The following is a 20,811-nucleotide window of genomic DNA, read 5'->3' as shown; positions in this document are numbered from 1 at the left end:
ATATAAATGAAAGCTTTTTTCACGGGAAAAAATTTCCGCCGGAAAACGAGGTGATCCTTTTGTTCAGAGGGTTTTACACGGCCGCATCCGGCATGATTGCCCAACAAAGAAGGACGGAAATTTTGACGAATAATCTGGCGAACGTCAGCACCCCGGGATATAAAGCGGATGAAACGGTGCTCCGGGCTTTTCCGGAAATGCTGATCCAACGCTTGGAAAATCAGGCTTTGCCCGGGACGGCCGACAAAAGATTGCCCAGGCTTTCCTACGTCGGCCCGTTAAATACGGGGGCATACGTGCAGGAGACGATCCCCCGCTTTCAACAGGGAGACTTGGAAGAGACCGGATTTTCCACCGATATGGCTCTGGTGAACATCAATATGCCGGAAAACGAAGCGGGTTTTCAAGGAACGGTATTTTTTACCTTGGAAAATCCCGCCGGGGGGATCCTGTATACGAGAAACGGCAATTTTACTTTGGACGGGGCGGGCTATTTGACGAACGCCTACGGTCTGTATGTGCTGGATGACCAGGGAAACCGGATCCGCCTGGACAGCGACCGGTTCCAGGTCGATGAGGACGGCTGGATTATCCAGGACGGCGCCCCCGTCGCCAGAATCGGCGTCGCCTTTGCCGAAAATCCCCTGGCGCTCGTGAAAAGGGAAGACGGCAACTATCAATGGGAAGACGGGGTGCTCCCCTCCGCCTATGGGCAAGGGAACGTGTCCTTCCTCGTCAAACAGAACCACATCGAACGTTCCAACGTGGACTTGGCCGAAACGATGACCCAATTGCTGACGGCCTACCGCACCTTCGAAGCGAATCAAAAAATTGTCCAGGCCTACGACAGGAGCATGGACAAGGCGGTCAATGAAATCGGAAGAATCGGCTAAAGTTGATCCGGAAGACCGCTCGGGAAAAGGAATAAAGGAATCGCCAATGGTCAGGGGTGAAAGCTTTTGAACCGGACGATGATTACCGCGGCCAACACGATGAACCAGCTGCAAAAACATTTGGACATCATCAGCAACAATATCGCCAACGCCCAAACGACGGGATTCAAAAAACGGCAAGCCTCCTTTTCGGAAATGTTCGTCCAGCAATTTCAAAATCAGCCGAACATCGATGCGGAAGCCGGCCGCCTGACGCCGGGGGGCATCCGCTACGGCGTCGGCGCGAAGCTGTCCCAGGTGCGGATCAGCCTCGCCCAAGGCAGTATCGTCCATACCGGCCGCGACCTGGATTTCGCCTTGACGGTGGAAAACCAATATTTTAAAGTGCTCGCCCGCCGGGGGAATCAAGAGACGGTTTCCTTTACGAGAGCCGGCGCCTTTTACCTTTCGCCGGTCAACGAGGATCAAGTCATCCTCGTCAACGGCCAGGGCGATCCGGTGCTTGATGAAAACGATAACCCGATCGTCTTCGACGGGGATTTCCGGGACATCCGCCTCCAGGACAGCGGGGTGCTTTCGGTCACCTATGATGACGGGACCGTCAGGGAAATTCCTTTGGGCATCGTCGAGGTCCATAAACCCCAACTTTTGCAGCAGATCGGGGACAATCTGTTAAGCCTGCCGGAGAATTTCGCCGAATTGAATGTCCCGGAGGGGGAGATTTTAACGAATCTCCAGGGGGGAGCCCGCATCGGGATCGGGCTGGAACAGCAAGCCCTTGAACAGTCCAATGTGGATATCGGCGAGGAGCTGACAAAAATGATCCAAGTCCAGCGGGCATACCAGTTTCAAGCCCGTTCCATTACCTTGGCCGATCAGATGATGGGACTGATCAACGGGCTGCGTTGACAGATCGCACAGGAGTCCAATAGAGCGGGGTATATACGCATGGAAGGACTGAAAGCGCAAAAGGCGACCCTTTCAAGGAGCGAAAAACGGGAGGCAAGAAGGGAGAAGCGGGAGAAAAAGAAAAAAATCCGGATCCGCCTCTTTCCCATTTGGCTCCGCATCCTTATCGTCCTCTTTTTGATCATCGTCTGCTTCTTCATCGGCGCGATGATCGGCTACGGCGTCATCGGGGACGGCAACCCCTTCGACGTGTTTAAAAAATCGACGTGGACGCATATTTATGATATCGTGAACAAAGAATCGCCCGATTGACCGGAAAACGGGCCGGCGGAAGCTGCCGGTCCGGGGGTTTCCCGGCTCTTTTTTCCGGCCGGCCGCTTTGCGCCCGCATGCGGTTTGCCCGGCGTTTTTTCCGAGGGGGCTTGCGGCCGCTCCGGGAAGGAAAAATGGCAATCAAGACGGTGAAGGAGAGCGAAGGATGTACGATATTCAGGAGATTCAAAAGGTGATTCCCCACCGCTATCCCTTTTTATTGATCGATAAAATTTTGGAAGTGGAGGAAGGGAAAAGGGCGGTCGGATTGAAGAGCGTGAGCGCCAACGAAGCCTTTTTTGCCGGCCATTTTCCCGAATATCCCGTGATGCCCGGCGTATTGATCGTGGAAGCTTTGGCCCAGGTGGGCGCCTTCGCCCTTTTGAAAAAGGAAGAAAATCGCGGAAAAATCGCCTTTTTTGCCGGCATCGACAACTGCCGGTTCAAGAAACAGGTGAAGCCCGGCGACCAATTGCGCCTGGAAGTGGAGATCCTCCGCCTGCGCGGGCCCGTCGGCAAAGGGAAGGGCGTCGCCACCGTCGACGGCGAAGTGGCCTGCGAAACGGAGATCATGTTTGCCTTGGGGAAATAATGGGGAAACCTTCCTTGGGAAAACGATCGGAAGGGCCGGCCCGTCCTTTTTCCATGGCGTGCCGGATTTTTTCGGTTTTACGCTGCCCGAAGCGGGCGGCGTTTTTTATTTGGCCGGGCGGCGGAGCTTCCGGGGTGGACGGCCGCCATTTTTTTGCCGCAAAAGGGTGGAGCGGGATGAGGACGGAAGGGCGGCCGTTTGTAATGGAAGGGCGGACGGCTTTTGTGAATGGGAGGGGATTGAAAAGGCCGGCGAGGGGGATTTTTTCCTTCTTTGCGCGGAAGGGAAAATCCGTAGCCGGAAGGAAGATCGGAAGGCGGCCGGGCCGGCCGCCGATTTTTTAGGGCGGACCGGAATCCGTGCGGATTAAAGGCGTGCCGGCATTATTTGGACAAAAGGAAAACGGCTTTTGGACAAAAGGGATCTGTCCGGATGCAAGTTCTCCGCGATTTTCGGGAAACCTAACGGCAGCACCCATAAAAATTGGGGTCAACTGGCCGTTTTTTGCGCGCCGCAAACGGCCTTTCGGGAAAATCATGAGGAAAGGAGCGGGAAAATGAGGTTGATCCGCCGGATCGGGTTTTCCCTTCTTGCATTTTTCCTTTTGGCAGCCTGCAACAACTTGGATCGAAGCCCCGTCGGGAAAAACAATTCCGGGGACGATGACGGCATCGGCAATACCAGGAACGTGAACGATCCGAACCGGAACGACGGCAATATTTTGGATGACGACAGGAACAACGACGGCATCCGGGACAACGTTAACTATCCGAAAGAAGACGGCGGCGAACGGGTCAAGGACAAAATTCCGAACGGCTACCGGCCCGGCGTCGAAGATCCCGGCGTACCGAAGAAGGGGAACTTAAGAATCAATTCCAACACCCCGCGCAAAGATGTGATCGATGAATACAATGACCGCAACAATCAGAAGCAATAACGGCCGAGTCAGGGAGGCCAGCTCCTGGAGAAAAAGGCCCCCGCGCAAATCCCGGAGGGCAGGGCGGCTGTTGGAAATGCCTTGCCCCCTCCAAGGCCGCCGGGGAAGCTGACAGGTCCGGAAGTTGGGGCTTGTTTTCTCGTCAGGAAAAGGAAGAATTTCCTATATTGGTCAGAAGGACTCCAGGCCATCAAATCGAGAAACAACCGTACAACAAAATCCGCCTGCGCTGACTGACAGGAACCGGAAGAGCGGAACCCCGGTGTCTCCCGATTAATCTTCCGAGCGGGGGGCACGGACGGCCAGTTTCTTTTTCATCCCCTCTTTAAAAGCCTCCAAAAGCTCTTCACCCTGCAAGTTTTGATTCAACAGACATTCCAGCAGGGAAACGGCGTAATAATTCCTCGATCCGGAGAGTTTTCCCCTGAACAGAACCGTGGCGAAATCGTCCATTTCCGTATAAGAAACGAGTTTCACCGAAAAATAGGCAGGATCATTTTCCCTTTTGGTAATGATGGCCTGCACGCGGAATATCTCGTCCTTGTTTGCCAGCCGAAACCGTTCGGCGTCCGTTTTTTTCAAAAAGATTTCGATCAGCCACGTGTTTTCCTCGTTTTCCTGGTTGATGGCCAAGCCGTCCTCAAAGGGGATGGGGGTCAAACCATCCTCGCCGATGAGTTGAAAATCCGCCAATTTGAATGTCTTCATTTGCATACACTCCGATAATTGTCCGTTTTAGTACCATTATACATGCTTTCGCAAACGGTTTCTAAGTTTTTTGGATGCGGTGTTTCTTTTCGGCCGTCCGATGTTCATCCCGATGCGGGGAAAAATGGACGATATGGGAACATGTTGAACATTCCGTTGCCGATTTTGGACGCTCCGATCGATGATGGACATAAATGAGGGGATGATGGACATTTTTTTGGCGATGATGGACAAATTTTCTTCCATGTTGGACATATTTTTTTCTATGATGGACAAAAATCTTCAAATGTTAAACAAATTTCTCTTCATGATGGACAGTGTCAGGCGATGTTGGACAATTTTTTTCAAATGTTGAACCGTTCGGACCCGATTTTAGACAAATCGATCTTCCGGTCTAAAAGGATGTTGGACCAACTTCCTGAAATGTTGGACAAACTCGATCGAATGTTGAACATTTGGGAAAAAATGTGGAATCATCGGGCCCCGATGTTGGACAATCCGGTGGCGGGGACAAGACGAATGTTGGACATTCAGATGTTTGACAGACCGATCGCGGAATCAAAACGGATATCGGAGGTTCCGATGTAGACAGTCAAATTGCGGGTACAAGACGGATGTCGGCCGTTCTGGCATCGGGCAGGCAAATCGCGGGTACAAGACGGATGCCGGCCGTTCCAGCGTTGGATAGTCAAATCGCGGGTACAAGATGGGTGTCGGCCGTTCCGGCGTCGGACAGTCAAATCGCGGGCACAAAACGAATGTCAGCCGTTCCCGTCAGGGCCGAAAAATCATTGCCCATGTCTTGCAGAATACAATCGCGGAACAGGCCGCTCTCCGCCAGGCTCGGCTGTTTTTTCATCGGGAGAGAGGACGGGCAGGGCGAATTTTGTCGAAAAAAATTTGTTCCATTGGACATTTCTTAAAAAAAGGCCTCCGTAGAATCGAAAAAAGCCAAAATTTCCCGCAGAAACAAAAAAATTTGCCGGAAGGAGGGGAAGTAATGGGATTTTTGTCCTTTTTACTTCCCCGCCATTTTTTCCTAATATGGAGACACGACAAGAAGGAAGGGAGATGTGGGGTTGATTAATGAAGTCATTTTGGTGGGAAGGCTGACGAAAGATCCGGAGCTGAAGTTCACGAAGGACGGGACTGCGGTGACGAACGTAACGTTGGCGGTGAACCGTTCCTTTCGCAACAGCGCGGGAGAAATCGAGACCGATTTCGTTCCGTGCATCCTTTGGAACCGGGCGGCGGAAAACGCGGCGGAATATTGCCGGAAAGGCTCGATGATCGGCATCACCGGAAGGATCCAGACGAGGAGCTATGAGAACCGGGAAGGCAAGAAGGTGTATGTCACCGAAGTGGTTGCCGATACGGTCCGTTTTCTCGGCGGGAAACCCGCGGAAAACAAGGCCGCGATTGCAGAGAACAAGGCGATTACAGAGAACAAGGCCGCCGTCAGCCAGTGACTGAAAGGCTCGGGCAGCCGCTGTGACGGCAGGAGCAGCCCTTGGGAAGAACGCCCATCGACAAAATGATGACCATCCGGCGGGTACGGCATGCGTCGGGAAAAATCGGCAAGGCCTGCCGGTTCGCGGGGCGCAACAATTTTCCGATTTACCAGGATCGTTTCTGGAAAAACGCTTTCGCACGTCGGGAGAGTCTGCAGGTTCGCAGGGGCAATGTCCGGTTGGCGCCTATAAGCCCTTCTTCCAAGGCAAAAGAAAAGTGCATGCGGCCGCCTTCAACTATTGCAGAAAGGAGGGAAGTTTTTGCAAAGGCATCAGGATTCCCGCCTGCGGCTGGAAGAAACGGTGCAGCTGTTGATCCGCATCATCGGTAAAGCCAATGAAAGAATGATCGAACTCGAGGAGCGGATCAAAAGGCTGGAAGAAGCGGTGGCGGAAAAAAGCATGAGACAGTAGGGCATTCATTCGGATTCAAAAGATAATGAAAAAAACATGGAACGTTTCACGCTGCGGCGAACTGCGAAGACGACAAGGTTTGATACTTGCGACATGCTGATGAATTTATCACGGGTGTTTTGCGTCCAGACGTTGATCGCAAAATTGACAACGAACCTATTAAAATCCCGATCATGGCGGTTTTGCATCCAGACGTTGATCGTAAAATCTTCGTTTAACTTGCGGGCACTAAAGGAGGTGATGGAGGCCGCTTGCAATAACAACAGTTTCAGGAATTCATTTCCTCTCCCAAATCCCCATAAAGAAGAACATTGTCCCCTCCGAAAAAATCCCCATAGGATCCCCTCACGACAACACCTCTCCCGAATCGGATGATCCGGCGCACTGGCCTGCCGGATCTTTTTTTGTCCATTGGCAAATGGACGGGCCGTATAAACATCTCAGTTTTTTTGAAAGGCGGGAACAACCATGAAAAATAGCTTTCTTTTTGCGGAAAACGGGGAGGAATAGGAAAGGACCGCCTCCATTCCCCGGGCTGAAATCTGAATTAAAGAAAGACCCCGGCTAACAGAAGGGAGGGAGCGGGCCGAAGCGTGAGCCCCGCGGGGACGGGGATCCGCCCGATGCCGGCGGCGCCGGACAAAAGAAGATCCGTCCGTCGGGCACAAGTTAAAAATATGCGTACGGGAATAGTCCGCCCGGCATCCGAGAAAATGATGCAAAAAGAAATCGTCCCGTCATCTTTCGGACAAAAGGTTCCGCCCGGAGCCGGAAAAAAAAATCGCCGGCGAAAAATGACGGCGGAAATCCTGCGGCCCTCTTTGCATCTTCGCATTGTTCCAATAACCAGGAAAACAGGGGAAACCCATTCCAAAGCCGAACAGGGAGCGCCACGCTTGATCATGAACGCAAATCCCGGGGGATGCTTCGGCACCGGCTGAAAAATAACGCCGGGACGGTTGCAGCCGGACAGCCGCAATCGCCCCGGCGAATGCCCGAAAGAGGCGGGGCACCGAACGGTCGGGCATCCGAATGATTTTTCCGCCATTCCAACGGGAAAAACCGCCGAAGGGCTCAGCCTTCCAATCGGACGAGCCGGTAAAGTTCCTCGTCCGTCAAATCGGCGATCCATTGTTCGCCTTGGATGATTTCGTCATTTAATGCTTGCTTGCGGGATAAAATTTCGTCAATCTTCTCTTCCAGGGTGCCGGTCGTAATCAATTTATGGACATGGACGAATTTCGTTTGCCCGATCCGGTAGGCCCGGTCCGTCGCCTGGTTTTCAACGGCCGGATTCCACCAGCGGTCGTAATGGACGACGTGGTTGGCGGCGGTCAAGTTCAAGCCGGTTCCCCCCGCCTTCAAAGACAGGAGAAAGACCGGATATTTTCCCCGCTGAAAATCTTCGATCATCTTGTCCCTCGCCGCCTTGTTCAGGCTGCCGTTCAAAAAGGGGATTTCGATCTTGTACCGTTTTTCCAGCGCCGCCTTGATCATTTCCCCCATGCCGATATACTGGGTAAAGATCAGGCCCCGTTCCCCTTCATCGAGGATGACGTCAAAAAGTTCCGCGAGTTTCATCATCTTCGCCGAACGGTTGATCAGTCTGTCGGAGACGGCCATTCCCTCTTTCCATTCCTTCAAAAACAGGGCGGGATGGTCGCAAAGCTGCTTCAATTGATTGAGCAGAAGCAGGACACGGCCTCTCCGTTCGATCCCTTCCAGATGGGCCAGTTTTTCCATCGTGTCGCGGATCAATTGTTCGTACAAAGCGGCCTGTTCCGGAGTCAACGGACAGTATTCCTTCTGCTCCAGTTTTTCCGGCAGGTTCAAAGCGACCTCTTCATCCTTTTTCGTCCGCCGCAGCAAAAAGGGCGAGATCAGCTTGCGGAGCAGCGCCGATTTCTTTTCGTCACGATCCCGTTCGATCGGAATGGCGAACCGTTTTTGGAAGCGGGCCTGGCTCCCCAAATAGCCTTTGTTGATAAAGTCAAAAATCGACCAGAGCTCGGACAGGCGGTTTTCCATCGGGGTGCCGGTCATCGCCACGTGATGTGCCCCTTTTAATTTCCGGATGGCCCGGGATTGTTTCGTCCCGGCGTTTTTGATGTTCTGCGCTTCGTCGAGGGCGATCGTCCCCCAGTAGACGGAAGAAAGTTCGGCGAAATCGATGTGGCTCAGCCCGTAGGTCGTTAACACGATGTCGGGCTTCTCCCCGTTCTTCTCCTCGGCCAGATCACCAGGCCGGAAGATCACCTCATCAGGCCCCGCGGACGTATCATCCGCCCGGATTGCCGCTCCTTCCGCCGGGCCGGTCCCCCCGGACGTCCGGCCGGCCTTCCCGACAGGCTGTGCCGCCGTTTCATCAGGCAACGAAGCCGTTCGAACATGGCGGAGCGTTTCATCCGCTTGTCCGGGCGTTCCATCCGCCCGCGCGGCCGCTTCGACCGTGCCCGCCATTTCCAAGAAAGCCTTGTCTGCCCCGGACCCGTCTTTTCCTCCGGCTTTCCCGACGGATTCCAAGGCACGGGCCGGTTCCGGAGGAGCGCCCAGCACCTTCCGGACGAATTCTTCCCCCTTTGCCCGATTCGGCCCGTAGTGCAGATAAACCTTCAAGCCGGGGGCGAACCGTTCGATTTCCTTTTGCCAGTTCCCCAGGACGGAAGTCGGGCAGATGATCAGGGCGGGCCCCGCCTCCGGTTCCTTTTCCTTCACAAGCAAAAGATAGGCAAGGAGCTGGACCGTCTTCCCGAGGCCCATTTCATCGGCGAGGCAGGCGCCGAAACGGTGCCCGCGGAGGAAATAAAGCCAGCTCATCCCCCTGATTTGATAGGGCCGGAGCGTTCCTCGCAAACCTTTCGGCTGTTCCAGGAGCGGCAAATCCTTCAGGTCGGTAAGGGATCGGATCATTCCTTTCAGGCGGGGCGCCATTTCAATTTGAATCCGGGAAAAGATCCGTTCGTCCGCTTCTTCTTCGGAACTTTCGCCGGATTCCCCTTCCGGCGCATCCCGCCGCATTTCCTGTTCGATCAGATCCTGCACCCGCATCCCTTGCTTTTCCGCCTTTTCCATCAGCTTTTGGATTTTTTTAATAAAGGCCGGATCCAAAACGATCCAGCGGCCGCCGATTTGCAGCAGGCGCCGCTTTTCCCGGACGAGCTGTTCGAATTCTTCCTCCGTCAGTTCCACCCCTTGAAGGGCGATGCGCCATTCGAAATCGACGAGGGCGTCCAAACCGAGGAAGGAGACGGCGGGGTTTTTGACCCGGGCCTTCAACTGGACCTCCGGTTCCTTTAAAGCCTCCCACCAGGACGGCAGGAGGATCTCCACGCCGAGCAGCATGATGACCTGGCTTGCCTTCGTTAAAAATTCCCAGGCCTCGTCGTCCGTCAATTCCCTTTTCAGGATGGGAACCCATTTTTCCTTCGTCGAAAGGCCGACTTCTTTGCCGGCCGCCTCTCTTACAGGATTGCCGGAAAGATCGGACCCGCCGGCAAGGACTTGCGGCTTATCCGGGGATACCGCGGACGGGCCCCTTTTCGTCCGGGAAGAATCGGGGACGATCCTGTTTTCCCGGGAAGCGGAGGCCGGGCCCCCTTCAGACGTTTTCGTTCCGCTTTCCGCCTCCCCGGCAGATGGGATTTTCTCCAGCCGGCCATCGGTCATGCGGTCATCCATTGGGTTTTCCGCCAGTCGACCTTCGATCGGCTGTCCTTCCGATCGGCTTTCCGCCAATCGGTCATCGGTCATGCGGTCATCCGTGCGGCTTTCCGCCGCACGACCTTCGATCATGTGCGTTTCTGCCGGAATTTTCTCAGGCTGACCATCGGTTATAGGCCCATCGGTCCGGTTTTCCGCCGACCGGCCATCGGACATGCCCCCTTCCGTTGCCCATTCTTTTTCCATCAGCCATTCTTCATTGGCGAGCCAGGGAAGGGCGCGGGCGATCCGTATCTCGATCGCTTCGATTGCTTCGCCGTACTTTTTCCACGGTTTCCTCAACTTATGTGTCCCGGAAAAAGGCGTCCAAAGTTTCCCGGACGGAGTGCGGAAGACCGTTTCCAGGCGCCAATATTCCCCTTCCTCCTTCGGTTCTTCCAGCCGGAGGGCGACGGCGAGGGGAGAAGGATCGTCCGTTCCCATAAACCAATGTTTCAGGCTGATGTTTTGCCAAACCGCTGCCACGTCGGCTTCCTGGCGCAATAAATCGGCCAAAGTCTGCCTCAGCCGTTCCCGCTTGGCAGCCAGCCGTTCATCCCGGCTCAAAAACGCGTGAATGCCTTGACGGAACCACTGTTCCGCAAAGGTCCGGAGGGTGACCGGCGTCCCGAAAGAATCTCCCTTCTCCACCCTTCCTTCCCAAAAGGCCGGCGCAAACTCCTGCCAGACCCGGTCCGGCACGATCCAGGAAAAATCTCCCGTCTCCCGGAACTTTTCCCAATCCGGCAGCCAGCGGAAACTTTTTACCTGCTCATATATAACCGGCGCGACAGCCAATAACGTTTCCGTGAATTCGTCAAAATGCCAGGCGATAAAGGGATTAAAATTGTCCTGGGAAAACAGTTCGAGGGCCTCATAAGGATCGAGGAACGGGACGGTCATCCTCAACGGATTGCCCTTCGGCAAGGCCGCTTGCAGCTCTTCGGGCATCTCGGCGTAATTCAACAGCGTGCCGTAAAAGGAACCGGCATGCCCCCGGAAGAGGGGAGGCACCCATTGCGCGGGTGGCACAAGCTCCCCGCGTTCGTTCAGGCAGTACAGGTAAAAATGGTGATTTTCGGTCGGAAAGGCGCGGATGGAAAAATGTTTATCATGCCTCATGGATCAACTTACCCCTTTTGCATTCTTCCCGGAAGGCGGAAAGCCGGCGGAATTGTTTCAGCAAACGGTCAAAATACCGGTTCCATTCTTCTTCCCGCTTCAGTTTCTTGTAGATCGCCTTCAGTTTTTTCAAATGGCTGACGGCCTTTCGGTAGTGGTTCCTATTTTTCGCTTCGATTTCGCGGAGGATCGACCAATGATAGATCGCAAGGAGCGACTCCGGGTCTTTCCGCGAAATTTCCTTCAACAGCTTCCCTTCGATATTGTCCACCCCGTAGCCGGCCGCCAAGAGAAGATCGGAAAGTTTCCCGTATTGTTCCGTTTTCAGGAACAGACGGATGAGGGAACGGGCGGAATGGGGAAAAAGCCCGCTGAACAGCTTTTCCGCCAGATCGTAGTCCCCGCTTTCCTCCGCATACGAAAACAACTTCCCTTCCAACCAGGAATGGAATCTGCGGATTTCATCGGGGGATCTGTTTTCAATGACGCCAGGCAAAATGTGAAGAATGGAAGCCAAAATTTTTTCCGCCGTGCGCAAATCCCCGTTATCCAGGCTATAGGAAAGGAAAATATGGTGTAAAAAATAGTACCCGTCATCCGACGCATTGAGGGCTGTCAACGTCTCTTTCATTCGTCCGGCAAGGAAAAAGTGGCAAAGAAAGGCTTGTGCCAGCAGCTCGTTTTCGCCGCTTTTTTTAAACAAACGGGACAGCCGGTCGAATTCCTTTTTCCGCCGGGATTTGTCTTTCAACAAGTCCGCCCAGATCTTCCAGTACAAATACAGACGGACCGTAAAGAAAGGTTCCTCCCGCTCCAGAAATTTTCCCGAAATGGAAGCCAGCCGATTCAACAGCGGTTCCGCCTTGAAAGGAAGGGGACGGGGCATGCGAGCGATGGCATTCTCGATCTTTCCAACAAAGACATCAAACAAGTCAAGAAAGTTTTCGGCCGTCTCGGAGGAAAGGGCGGGGACCTTTTCCAGTTCCTCAAAAACTCCCTGCAGAAAAACGGTACAGGCGAACACCATTTCCACCGGAGTCATTTCCCAATCCGAGGAAAGGGAATCGTCAATCTTTTGAATCGCCATGTCCGCGTATATTTGAAAGAAGAGGGAAGACATGTCGTTTTTTCCGGAAACAACGGATTGGACGAACGATTTGGCCGCTTTTCTGGCGGTCGATTCCAAAATTTCCTTCCGGCTTCCTTTCCCTTTCGGCTCCGCTACCGGACCTTTTTTCGGGGAAGCGGAAGAAAAGATGCCGAGGGAAAGCTGTTCCGATCGGTCCCGCCAGGTTTCCAGCCATTCGCTGACCGGGAAAAAACGGCCGTAGACGGCGAAAAAGGCGGCCATCTGATGTTTGCAAATCCTCTTTTCCGGACAGGTGCAGGACCCATGTTTCAAATAAAGGTCCAGCTCTACTTGGGCGGGAACGACATCCTGAACGGTCGCATACAAAATGTCATCGGACAAGCGGAGGGAACGGACCCGGTTTTGCCGGTAAAGAAACAAACCCCGCTGTACGGTGTGTTGATCGCTGCCATCCCGGTAATGAAGGTTTTGGCTCAAATGGTCGCCAAAACGGAGAATCAAGTATTCCAGATCATCCATCCTTCGATCCCTCCAGTCATTCCTGTTTGTCGATCACCGGTCCGCCTTCCCGTACCGTTCCCGCAAAACGAACCGTATTTTTATTGTAAATCAATTTTGTGGCCATTGCCATGTTACTAGAGAGAAGGCGCCTTTCTTGGTAATTTTCGGCCGAATACGCTTTTTAGGATAAATTTATGCCTGGGGAGCATTGCCCCGGTCAGAAAGTGGAGATGTCGTTTTCGACGTATGCCCCGTCAACGTCGGGGAGTATTGCGTCGGGCGGAAAGACGGTTACGGACGCTTTTCTTTTCGGACGGGCCTCGGCTCTGCCCGAAAGGCAATCCGTATCAAGAAGGTTGCGGGGTTGCGGTTCGAGATAGTCGGGATGGGATTTGTAGATTTCTAATCCGTATCAAGAAGGTTGCGGTTGCGGTCCCTTTTATTTTTTAGACACCTTCTTTTATGCCTATCGGATATTCCTGTCCGGGAAAATTTACACATGCGCACCACTCTCAGGAAAATTTTTCCGCATACGATAAAATCCTCCCTTTTTCGCGGAAAACCGACTCCTTTTTTCCTGGCGGCCAAGTCGGCCTCAGCGATCATCCACAGGAAAGAGGGCTTCAGCGCAGAGACTTTCGATGGCCGGCCTCCGAAAAAGTGCGGGAAACGGAGGCGGCACAGAGATTCCCTTCGGCAAGTCGGTCGGCCCCAGCAAAAAAGCCGCCCCATCCGGAACACGTCCGGACGGAAGCGGCACGCCCGCGGCGCAGAAGGATTAAACGCCTAAAAACCAGGGGGTGATGAAAGACTCGACCAGCGCCGCGATCAAAAGGAGGGGAAGGCAGACGAAAAGGAAGGTTTTTAAAGCGTCCAAAATGACGGGTTTTAAAGGAAACCGGCGGTTATCCAGCTTTTGATAGACGCCGAGGGTGATCGTCACGGCCAGGGCGCCGGCCAAAATGATCGCGGGGATTTCAAAGATGCCGTGGGGGACGACCCCGGCCAGCAAAAATTCCATCACCGAATTTCCGTTGAATTTTAAATAAGCCATGATGATCCCGATAATGGCCCCGTTAAAACAAATGATCCCCAGTGTCGGCAGGAAAATGGGGATGAACCCGGACAAAAAAATGAGGAGGCAAGCCACGCTGTTGTTCCAAAAGAGCCCGAAGGCCAATTCGCCGGTTTGGGCGTCAAGATGGGCGATATCCTTTTGATTGAACATCGCCGTCACCCATTTCGCCAGGATGACCAGGAGCTTTTCATCCCTCAGGAGGTAAAAATAGGCCGTCAAACCGCTGAGGAAGAAAAGAATGAAGATCCAAAGGAAATGGATCCCGTATTTCGTTTTGAAGAGCCGCCATTGCTCCGCATACAAGTTTTTCATGACCAAACCACCTTAAACATTTTCTCGAAAACGATCGGAAACGGATCAAATCCAAACTATACGCCCGGACGAAACCGCAGCCGGAGCCCGAACCGATTCGGAAACGGATCTATATCCATTATATATGCAAAAATCCGCCGGCAAAGCAACCGAAGGATGCCGGCGGTGCGACGAAATGGAATCCCGTCAGCGAATCATTGGGATATTTGTGCGCACGGAGAAACGAAACAAAGCCGCGGCGGTGTTTGTGCGGAAGTTTCCCGAAATGAAAGAAAAACGTCCCTTTCGGAAAGGAACGTTGTCATATTCGCTGTCCCGGCGGGAACCGGAATTTTTTCCGCGGATCCAAGGTGTTGATCAGGGACAGGGCGCTTGCGCCCCTGCGGGCGCCGGGAAGGGCGGAACTTTTGGACCTGAGCCAGCACTTTCCTGTCCGCAAGGCTAAAGCGCTCCCCGGTACAAAGGCGGCCTCGGACTTACTTCAACCCGAAATACTCCTTGATGAACTTGGCCCACAACTCGTGCCCTTTTTCGTTCGGCAGGCCGCCGTCATCCAGATAATCCAGGATCGCTTCGCTGTTCGGATCCGGCCAGGCCTTCCAATGATCGAGCAGTTCATATTTTTGCGCCTTTGCGAACTTCCGTAATTCTTCCACCTGCACCGGATAGTATTTGGCGTTGTAGATCGGATTCGGCGGCTGCAGGAGGAACAGCGCGTCCGGATTTTCTTCCGCCAAAGCTTCGGCAAAGGTTCGGATGTTATTCAAGGAATCGTCGATCGTCACAAGGCCGTTGTCTTCCAACGTCAAGGCTTCAAACAAAACGATGTCCGGTTTCTTTTCGGCGATTTCCTCCGCTTTCCCCTCTTCCACAAAGGCGGTGGACGTCCCGTCAAATTCCACGATCTCCACATGGACAAAATCGGAACCGAAACGGTCTTCCAGCGCTTTTTTCACTTGCACGCTCCAACCGTCCGCGGAACTGCCCAATGCCGGGGAACCGGCGAAGACGATGTCCAACGGTTCGCCCTGTTCGTAGGCTTGGAGGAAACGGTCTTTCAAATGTTCCGGCATGGTTTCCGTGTACAGTTCCAACTGTTCGGGGAGCAAGTTGAAAGGATTGGATTCCCCCGTTTCGGCGGATCCGTCCCCATTCCCATTCCCCGCCTCTTGCGTTCCGGTTTCATCGGTTTCCGCCGCTTTTTCTTCCATTGATTGAATAGTTGCCCGCAGGTGGGCACTGCCGACAAAAATGATCGCCACACATAAAAGAAAGGAAAGCAACGCGAAGAGACGCTGAACCATATCGAACCTCCATCCCAAATTTTTGGCATCGCAAGACCGCCGGCTGATCGATTTATAAAATACCCTGCGGCAAATTTAATGAAAATTTTACATGATACGACTTGCCAAAATTCGATAAATTCACTATGATTTCTATTAATGATAGCGGACGATGGCGAAGCAAGGGTTTTTGGCCAACGCAGCCTTATATCCGTATCGTACTAAATTTTTCCTGGTTTTTCTATCCCGAAAATGCGATCAAACGGCCATTTTATCCAAATAGCATGGATGGCAGCAAGGATAAGTCTCTGAATATAGGAATATGTTTTATTATTACGGAAGAATTCAAGGAAGAAAATTCCGCCCATGACATTATTCTTGTATAAAAATAGTTTAAAATAAACACAAACTTGAAAAGAAATGGTATATTAATGTCGTGAATTGTTAAATGATGTCAAAATGCCCAGGGCCGGCAAAACGAAAAGGATGTCCCGGCGAACGGCCATGGATCCCGATTCGTTTTTTTGACCGGTTCCGGAAAAAATTTGGGATTCAGGAGGACTTCATGGAAGAAACAATCAGTCTGAAAGAGTTATTTGAAACACTAAAGAAAAGACTGGCGCTCATCCTCGCCATCACCTTTCTTTCGACGGCCATTGCAGGAATCATCAGCTACTTTTTCATCACCCCCGTTTACCAAGTTTCCACCCAACTGCTCGTGAACCGCTCGCAGACGAATGAATACTACAATATAAGCGAAGTGCAGGCCAACCTGCAGCTGGTCAACACCTACAATGTGATCATCACCAGCCCGAGAATCCTGGACAAGGTTATCGACGAACTGGATTTGGATCTGTCGGTAAACGAATTGAAGGAAAAGATCAATGTGCAAAGCGAAAAGGATTCCCAGGTCGTCAATGTTTCCGTGGAAGACGAGGATCCGAAGCGGGCGGTAACGATCGCGAACAAAATCGCCGAAGTGTTTCAACGGGAAGTCATTTCCCTCATGAAGGTGGATAACGTAAGCATTTTGGCGAAGGCGGAATTGCCGAAAGAATTGACGCCGGTCAAACCGAAACCGCTGCTCAACATGGCGATCGCCTTTGTCGTCGGATTGATGCTTGGCGTCGGGCTCGCCTTTTTGTTGGAATATCTGGACAATACGATCAAGACGGAAGAGGATATCCAAAAATACTTGGAGCTCCCGGTTCTCGGGGTCATTTCCACCTTTGATTCATCTTCCGCGAACGGGCAAACCATAAAGAGCCGTTCGCACAGCAGAAAGAGGGGTTAAACATGGCGAAGGCAAAAAGAAAAGGCATGCATCAGCATCGCAGGGGGCTCATCGCCAAGCAGGATCCGAAATCGCCGATCACCGAACAGTACCGGACGATCCGGACGAATATCCAGTTTTCCGCGGTGGACCAAGAAATCCGGTCCATCGTCGTCACGTCCACCGCGCCCGGGGAAGGGAAATCGACGACGATCGCCAATTTGGCCATCGTTTTCGCCCAGCAGGGAAAAAGGGTGTTATTGATTGACGCGGATATGCGAAAACCGACCGTACATATCACCTTCCAGTTCACCAACACCATCGGCTTGACCAATGTTTTGACGAAACAGGCGAGTGTCCTCGAGGCCGTCCGAAAGACGGATGTGGAAAATTTATACGTCATGACGAGCGGCCCGATCCCGCCGAACCCGGCGGAAATCCTGGCCTCCCAATCGATGCACGACCTGCTGAAGGAAGCGGAGAAACATTTCGATTATGTCCTGTTCGATGCGCCGCCGATCTTGGCCGTCACCGACGCGCAAATCTTGGCCAATCTTTGCGACGGGACCCTTTTTGTCGTCTCGAGCGGAAAAACGGAGCGGGATTACGCGGTCAAGGCGAAGGAATTGCTGCTGGCCGCCAACGGGAAGCTCTTGGGGGCCATTTTAAACAATAAAAAAGAAGTGAAACAAAGCTATTACTATTATTACGGAAGCTAAGAGACTCCTTTATTTAAAATCCAGAATATGATATGATGGATATGCATTATGCGTATTGCCAAAATTAAACAAATGGCAGGCCTTTCGGCCTATTCGGAATAGAAATGCGGCGGTGCCAGCCGCGGGAATGAACGGGTGAGGGGGAACGGCCATGATCGATATCCACTGCCACATCCTGCCCGGAGTCGACGACGGGGCGCAAAGCTTGGAAGAATCCGTCGAAATGGCCCGGGAAGCGGTCAAAGAGGGGATTGAAAAAATCATCGTCACCCCTCACCATAAATTGCGAGCTTTCGATAATCCGAGATCGAAAGTTTCGGAGAAAACGGCGGAATTGAATTCGGTTTTTGCGGACGAAGGCATTCCGCTTTCCTTGTCTGTCGGGCAGGAAATCCGGATTTTCGGGGAGCTGCCGGAGGAACTGGAGACGGGGGAAATCGCCCCGCTGAACGATTCCCGGTATCTCCTGATCGAATTCCCTTCCAACCATGTCCCTTCCTATACCGATCGTCTTTTTTACGAACTGCAATTGAAAGGATATGTTCCGGTCATCGCCCATCCGGAACGGAACCAGCAATTGACCGAGCAGCCGGATAAACTGTACGATCTGGTGGAAAAGGGTGCCCTGTCCCAGGTTACCGCCGCCAGCGTTTGCGGGCTGTTCGGGAAAAAGATCCAGGATTTTTCCTTCCGGCTGATCGAAGCGAATCTGGTCCATTTCGTCGCTTCCGACGCCCATAATACCGGTTCCCGAGGCTTCCGGATGGCGGAAGCGTTCGATGCGATCGAGAAAAAGTTCGGCTTGGACACCCTTGGAATCTTCTTGGAAAATGGCCGGCTGGCCGCAGAAAATCAGACCGTATATAAAGAAATTCCGGAAAAGATAAAGAGAAAGAGATTATTTGGAATTTTTTAAACAGAGGGTAATCGAAGGGGAAGTTGGGAAGGTGCGAACATCACTTAGGGTGATGTCTCCTTACCTTTATCAACGGAGGCACTCGGCCATGCTGTGGGCGGCAGAGGGATCTGCCTGCCTTAGACGCTCGTCGTCGATAGTGTGGCGTGAGGGCGGGTTCGATGCCCGATGTTTGAGTGTGTATCATGCCAAATGAAATACATCACAAATTGAGAGCCATAGATAAACCGATTTAATGCGCCAGCCCATAAACCAATCCGGTTTATCTATGGCTTCTTTCTTTTTCCCGCAAAAATACATACTTGGAAAAGCAACCTGTCCGTCCATTGTTCGTTTTGCGGGAGAAAACTGCCCTGCTGGCCTTTTTCTAAAGGCAATGTGGGCAGATTTCCTTTTTTATATCGGATGATCTGTGAATTTTTACATATTTCTTTTAAGAGATTTTTAAAGTATTGATGGTTTTTTTAGTCGTTAAAAGAATTTTCAAAATAAGGTTAACGTGAATCCTGTCATCAATCGTTTATGTCGGACGGACGACGGATGAAAAAACCCGACGTTACGATTATCGATTTGCTAATTGGAATACTCGAAAATCTGTTGTTTTAAAAAATGCTATGTGAAATAGTCATACACGGTAATATTTATCTCATCAAGCTATTCAAGGATTCATCCGGTCCAACGAATCTGTCTCCTGTAAATTTGAAACTGAACGGTTGGTATAGAAAAACTCGGCTTTATTCGGCTTTATTGAAATAACGGATGTGTTTGCGCCTGAAAATATAAAAATTAGTGACTAGTAAAAACAGGAAACAGAAATTATGAGGTATCCTAAGGAACAAAATTTTTTGCTCAAGAAAATGAAAAGAAAAAAGAAGGATGTGATTTGTGATTGGAAGTGACAACTTCTAATGAATCTACCATCGTAAAACAGAATTCAAATAGTTTAATCTTTCAACAAGTAAAACCTAATGATAGTAGAGCATATTTAGTAACCAAAAGAATCTTAGATATCGCATTATCCGTTCTTGGTATAATTTTTTTGTCTCCTTTGTTTATTATCGTTGCCATACTAATTAAGCTTGAAGATAGGAATGGGCCCGTTATTTTTAAACAAGTTCGGGTCGGTAAAGACGGAAAAGAATTTACAATGTATAAATTCCGCTCCATGGTTGCCAACGCGGAAGAATTAAAGCCCAAATTGATGAGCCAAAATGAAGTGACAGGTCCCGTATTTAAAATAAAAAACGATCCGCGAGTCACTAAAGTCGGCAGATTCATCAGAAAAACGAGCATTGATGAACTGCCGCAATTATTTAACGTATTAAAAGGTGAAATGACTTTAGTGGGACCAAGGCCGCCACTCCCGGAAGAAGTTGCCCAATATACTTCTTATGAGTGGCAAAGATTAAGTGTAAGACCAGGGCTCACTTGCTATTGGCAAGTATATGGGAGAAACAGTCTTCCGTTTGAAGAATGGGTAAGACTTGATTTGAAATATATACAAGAAAGGAATTTAATAGTAGATATAAAATTAATTTTAAGGACTGTTTTTGTCCTGTTTGGGTCAAAAAACGCATACTAAAGGGTGAAAAAGTTGGAAAAAAATTCAAAAATATATGTGGCTGGCCATAGAGGCTTGGTAGGATCTGCCATAGTGAGGAAGTTAAGGGAAAAAGGTTACCAAAACCTCGTTTATAGAACGAGAAAAGAATTAGATTTAAGGGATAAAAACCAAGTGGATGAATTTTTTGAGAGGGAACAACCGGATTATGTGTTTCTCGCAGCGGCAAAAGTGGGAGGAATAGTTGCCAATAATGAATATCCTGCTGACTTTATCCGAGACAATTTGATGATCCAAACGAACGTTATTGATGCGGCATATCGTAATGGTGTCAAAAAGCTGTTGTTCTTAGGAAGCACTTGTATTTATCCGAAATTTGCTCCACAGCCGTTAAAAGAGGAATATTTATTGACAGGCGAATTGGAGCCAACGAATGAACCATATGCCATTGCAAAGATTGCCGGTATTAAAATGTGCCAGTCGTATAACCGCCAATACGGTACGAAATATATTTCAGTCATGCCGACGAATTTATATGGACCAAATGATAATTTTGATTTACATACGTCTCATGTATTACCGGCATTAATTCGCAAGTTCCATGAAGCAAAAGAAAATAATGCTCCCTATGTCGAAGTATGGGGAACTGGCACACCGAGACGTGAATTTTTGTACTCGGATGATCTGGCAGATGCATGTATCTTTTTAATGAAAAACTATGAAGGCAATGAAATTATCAATATTGGTGTCGGCAAGGATATTTCGATTAAAGAATTAGCGGAAAAAATAAAAAATGTGGTTGGCTATCAAGGTGAAATAAAATTTGATACATCAAAACCGGATGGCACGCCGCGGAAACTGGTAGATGTGTCAAGGATCAATGCATTAGGCTGGAAAGCAAGCATTTCGTTGGATGAAGGTTTGCAGAAAGTGTATCAATGGTTCTTAGAAAATGTAGCAGGACAAACAAATTAAAAAAAT

Annotated in this window: 17 protein-coding genes; 12 read left to right on the top strand and 5 right to left on the bottom strand. The window is 51.0% G+C overall.

Features of this window, described 5'->3' with window-relative positions; all coding sequences use genetic code 11:
• Positions 1–59 precede the first annotated feature (59 nt).
• The 5 genes from A3EQ_RS0105165 (at position 60) to A3EQ_RS0105135 (ending at position 3,643) form a co-directional block, all read left to right on the top strand.
• The gene (locus A3EQ_RS0105165; RefSeq protein ID WP_026499755.1) at positions 60–893 is read left to right on the top strand and encodes a flagellar hook-basal body protein; all 834 of its coding nucleotides are present in this window, start codon (positions 60–62) and stop codon (positions 891–893) included.
• Positions 894–959: 66 nt separating this feature from the next.
• On the top strand, positions 960–1,802 hold the full coding sequence (locus A3EQ_RS0105160; RefSeq protein WP_020154120.1) for a flagellar hook-basal body protein: 843 nt from the start codon (positions 960–962) through the stop codon (positions 1,800–1,802).
• Between the two features lie 39 nt (positions 1,803–1,841).
• Positions 1,842–2,114 carry a DNA-directed RNA polymerase subunit beta gene (locus A3EQ_RS0105155; protein ID WP_020154119.1) on the top strand — a complete coding sequence of 91 codons (273 nt, stop codon included), beginning with the start codon at positions 1,842–1,844 and terminating at the stop codon, positions 2,112–2,114.
• 166 nt (positions 2,115–2,280) lie between these two features.
• Complete coding sequence (gene fabZ / locus A3EQ_RS0105145) at positions 2,281–2,706, top strand: 3-hydroxyacyl-ACP dehydratase FabZ (RefSeq protein WP_020154117.1); 426 nt, start codon at positions 2,281–2,283, stop codon at positions 2,704–2,706.
• Positions 2,707–3,262: 556 nt separating this feature from the next.
• Positions 3,263–3,643 (top strand): hypothetical protein, encoded by a 381-nt coding sequence (locus A3EQ_RS0105135; RefSeq protein ID WP_061568668.1) that lies wholly within the window; start codon positions 3,263–3,265, stop codon positions 3,641–3,643.
• 273 nt (positions 3,644–3,916) lie between these two features.
• Here the strand turns inward: A3EQ_RS0105135 and A3EQ_RS0105130 are convergent, their stop codons facing one another.
• Complete coding sequence (locus tag A3EQ_RS0105130; RefSeq protein WP_020154114.1) at positions 3,917–4,351, bottom strand: YwpF family protein; 435 nt, start codon at positions 4,349–4,351, stop codon at positions 3,917–3,919.
• 1,079 nt (positions 4,352–5,430) lie between these two features.
• On the opposite strand from A3EQ_RS0105130, the gene A3EQ_RS0105110 reads away from it, so the two are divergent.
• Together A3EQ_RS0105110 and A3EQ_RS22430 are read left to right on the top strand one after the other, a co-directional pair.
• Entirely contained in the window at positions 5,431–5,820 is a 390-nt protein-coding gene (locus A3EQ_RS0105110) for a single-stranded DNA-binding protein (protein ID WP_040369151.1), read from the top strand.
• 303 nt (positions 5,821–6,123) lie between these two features.
• Complete coding sequence (locus tag A3EQ_RS22430) at positions 6,124–6,276, top strand: hypothetical protein (RefSeq protein WP_020154109.1); 153 nt, start codon at positions 6,124–6,126, stop codon at positions 6,274–6,276.
• Between the two features lie 1,074 nt (positions 6,277–7,350).
• On the opposite strand, the gene A3EQ_RS21660 is transcribed toward A3EQ_RS22430, so the two are convergent.
• From A3EQ_RS21660 to A3EQ_RS20650, 4 genes are all read right to left on the bottom strand, one after another.
• Entirely contained in the window at positions 7,351–11,097 is a 3,747-nt protein-coding gene (locus A3EQ_RS21660) for a DEAD/DEAH box helicase (RefSeq protein WP_020154106.1), read from the bottom strand.
• Positions 11,087–12,706 (bottom strand): SWIM zinc finger family protein, encoded by a 1,620-nt coding sequence (locus A3EQ_RS0105075; RefSeq protein ID WP_020154105.1) that lies wholly within the window; start codon positions 12,704–12,706, stop codon positions 11,087–11,089. The genes A3EQ_RS21660 and A3EQ_RS0105075 overlap by 11 nt, the downstream gene beginning before the upstream one ends.
• A 760-nt stretch (positions 12,707–13,466) precedes the next feature.
• A complete protein-coding gene (locus tag A3EQ_RS20655; RefSeq protein WP_020154102.1) occupies positions 13,467–14,078 on the bottom strand; it encodes a stage II sporulation protein M in 612 nt (203 codons plus the stop codon).
• A 476-nt stretch (positions 14,079–14,554) separates the two neighbouring features.
• Positions 14,555–15,382, bottom strand: coding sequence for an SGNH/GDSL hydrolase family protein (locus A3EQ_RS20650; protein WP_020154100.1), 828 nt, complete (start codon positions 15,380–15,382; stop codon positions 14,555–14,557).
• A 544-nt stretch (positions 15,383–15,926) separates the two neighbouring features.
• Between A3EQ_RS20650 and A3EQ_RS0105040 the strand changes: the two genes are divergently transcribed.
• The 5 genes from A3EQ_RS0105040 (at position 15,927) to fcl (ending at position 20,805) form a co-directional block, all read left to right on the top strand.
• Positions 15,927–16,655 carry a YveK family protein gene (locus tag A3EQ_RS0105040; RefSeq protein WP_020154099.1) on the top strand — a complete coding sequence of 243 codons (729 nt, stop codon included), beginning with the start codon at positions 15,927–15,929 and terminating at the stop codon, positions 16,653–16,655.
• Between the two features lie 2 nt (positions 16,656–16,657).
• Positions 16,658–17,353 carry a CpsD/CapB family tyrosine-protein kinase gene (locus tag A3EQ_RS0105035; RefSeq protein ID WP_020154098.1) on the top strand — a complete coding sequence of 232 codons (696 nt, stop codon included), beginning with the start codon at positions 16,658–16,660 and terminating at the stop codon, positions 17,351–17,353.
• 151 nt (positions 17,354–17,504) lie between these two features.
• Complete coding sequence (locus tag A3EQ_RS0105030; protein ID WP_020154097.1) at positions 17,505–18,269, top strand: tyrosine-protein phosphatase; 765 nt, start codon at positions 17,505–17,507, stop codon at positions 18,267–18,269.
• A gap of 889 nt (positions 18,270–19,158) precedes the next feature.
• Complete coding sequence (locus A3EQ_RS0105020; RefSeq protein ID WP_020154096.1) at positions 19,159–19,851, top strand: sugar transferase; 693 nt, start codon at positions 19,159–19,161, stop codon at positions 19,849–19,851.
• Between the two features lie 12 nt (positions 19,852–19,863).
• Positions 19,864–20,805 carry a GDP-L-fucose synthase gene (gene fcl, locus A3EQ_RS0105015; protein WP_020154095.1) on the top strand — a complete coding sequence of 314 codons (942 nt, stop codon included), beginning with the start codon at positions 19,864–19,866 and terminating at the stop codon, positions 20,803–20,805.
• Positions 20,806–20,811 lie beyond the last annotated feature (6 nt).

It is taken from the genome of Caldibacillus debilis DSM 16016, from assembly GCF_000383875.1.
Lineage (GTDB): Bacteria > Bacillota > Bacilli > Bacillales > Caldibacillaceae > Caldibacillus > Caldibacillus debilis.
Note: the sequence above shows the minus strand (reverse complement) of the source record. Positions and strands in the feature narration are given on the sequence as shown.

Coding starts and splice junctions, on each gene's coding strand:
- A3EQ_RS20655 (WP_020154102.1), bottom strand. CDS start 14,078: ATGAAAAACTTGTATGCGGAGCAATGGCGGCTCTTCAAAACGAAATAC.
- fabZ (WP_020154117.1), top strand. CDS start 2,281: ATGTACGATATTCAGGAGATTCAAAAGGTGATTCCCCACCGCTATCCC.
- A3EQ_RS0105135 (WP_061568668.1), top strand. CDS start 3,263: ATGAGGTTGATCCGCCGGATCGGGTTTTCCCTTCTTGCATTTTTCCTT.
- A3EQ_RS0105040 (WP_020154099.1), top strand. CDS start 15,927: ATGGAAGAAACAATCAGTCTGAAAGAGTTATTTGAAACACTAAAGAAA.
- A3EQ_RS0105035 (WP_020154098.1), top strand. CDS start 16,658: ATGGCGAAGGCAAAAAGAAAAGGCATGCATCAGCATCGCAGGGGGCTC.
- A3EQ_RS0105155 (WP_020154119.1), top strand. CDS start 1,842: ATGGAAGGACTGAAAGCGCAAAAGGCGACCCTTTCAAGGAGCGAAAAA.
- A3EQ_RS0105030 (WP_020154097.1), top strand. CDS start 17,505: ATGATCGATATCCACTGCCACATCCTGCCCGGAGTCGACGACGGGGCG.
- A3EQ_RS0105130 (WP_020154114.1), bottom strand. CDS start 4,351: ATGAAGACATTCAAATTGGCGGATTTTCAACTCATCGGCGAGGATGGT.
- A3EQ_RS20650 (WP_020154100.1), bottom strand. CDS start 15,382: ATGGTTCAGCGTCTCTTCGCGTTGCTTTCCTTTCTTTTATGTGTGGCG.
- A3EQ_RS21660 (WP_020154106.1), bottom strand. CDS start 11,097: ATGAGGCATGATAAACATTTTTCCATCCGCGCCTTTCCGACCGAAAAT.
- A3EQ_RS0105075 (WP_020154105.1), bottom strand. CDS start 12,706: ATGGATGATCTGGAATACTTGATTCTCCGTTTTGGCGACCATTTGAGC.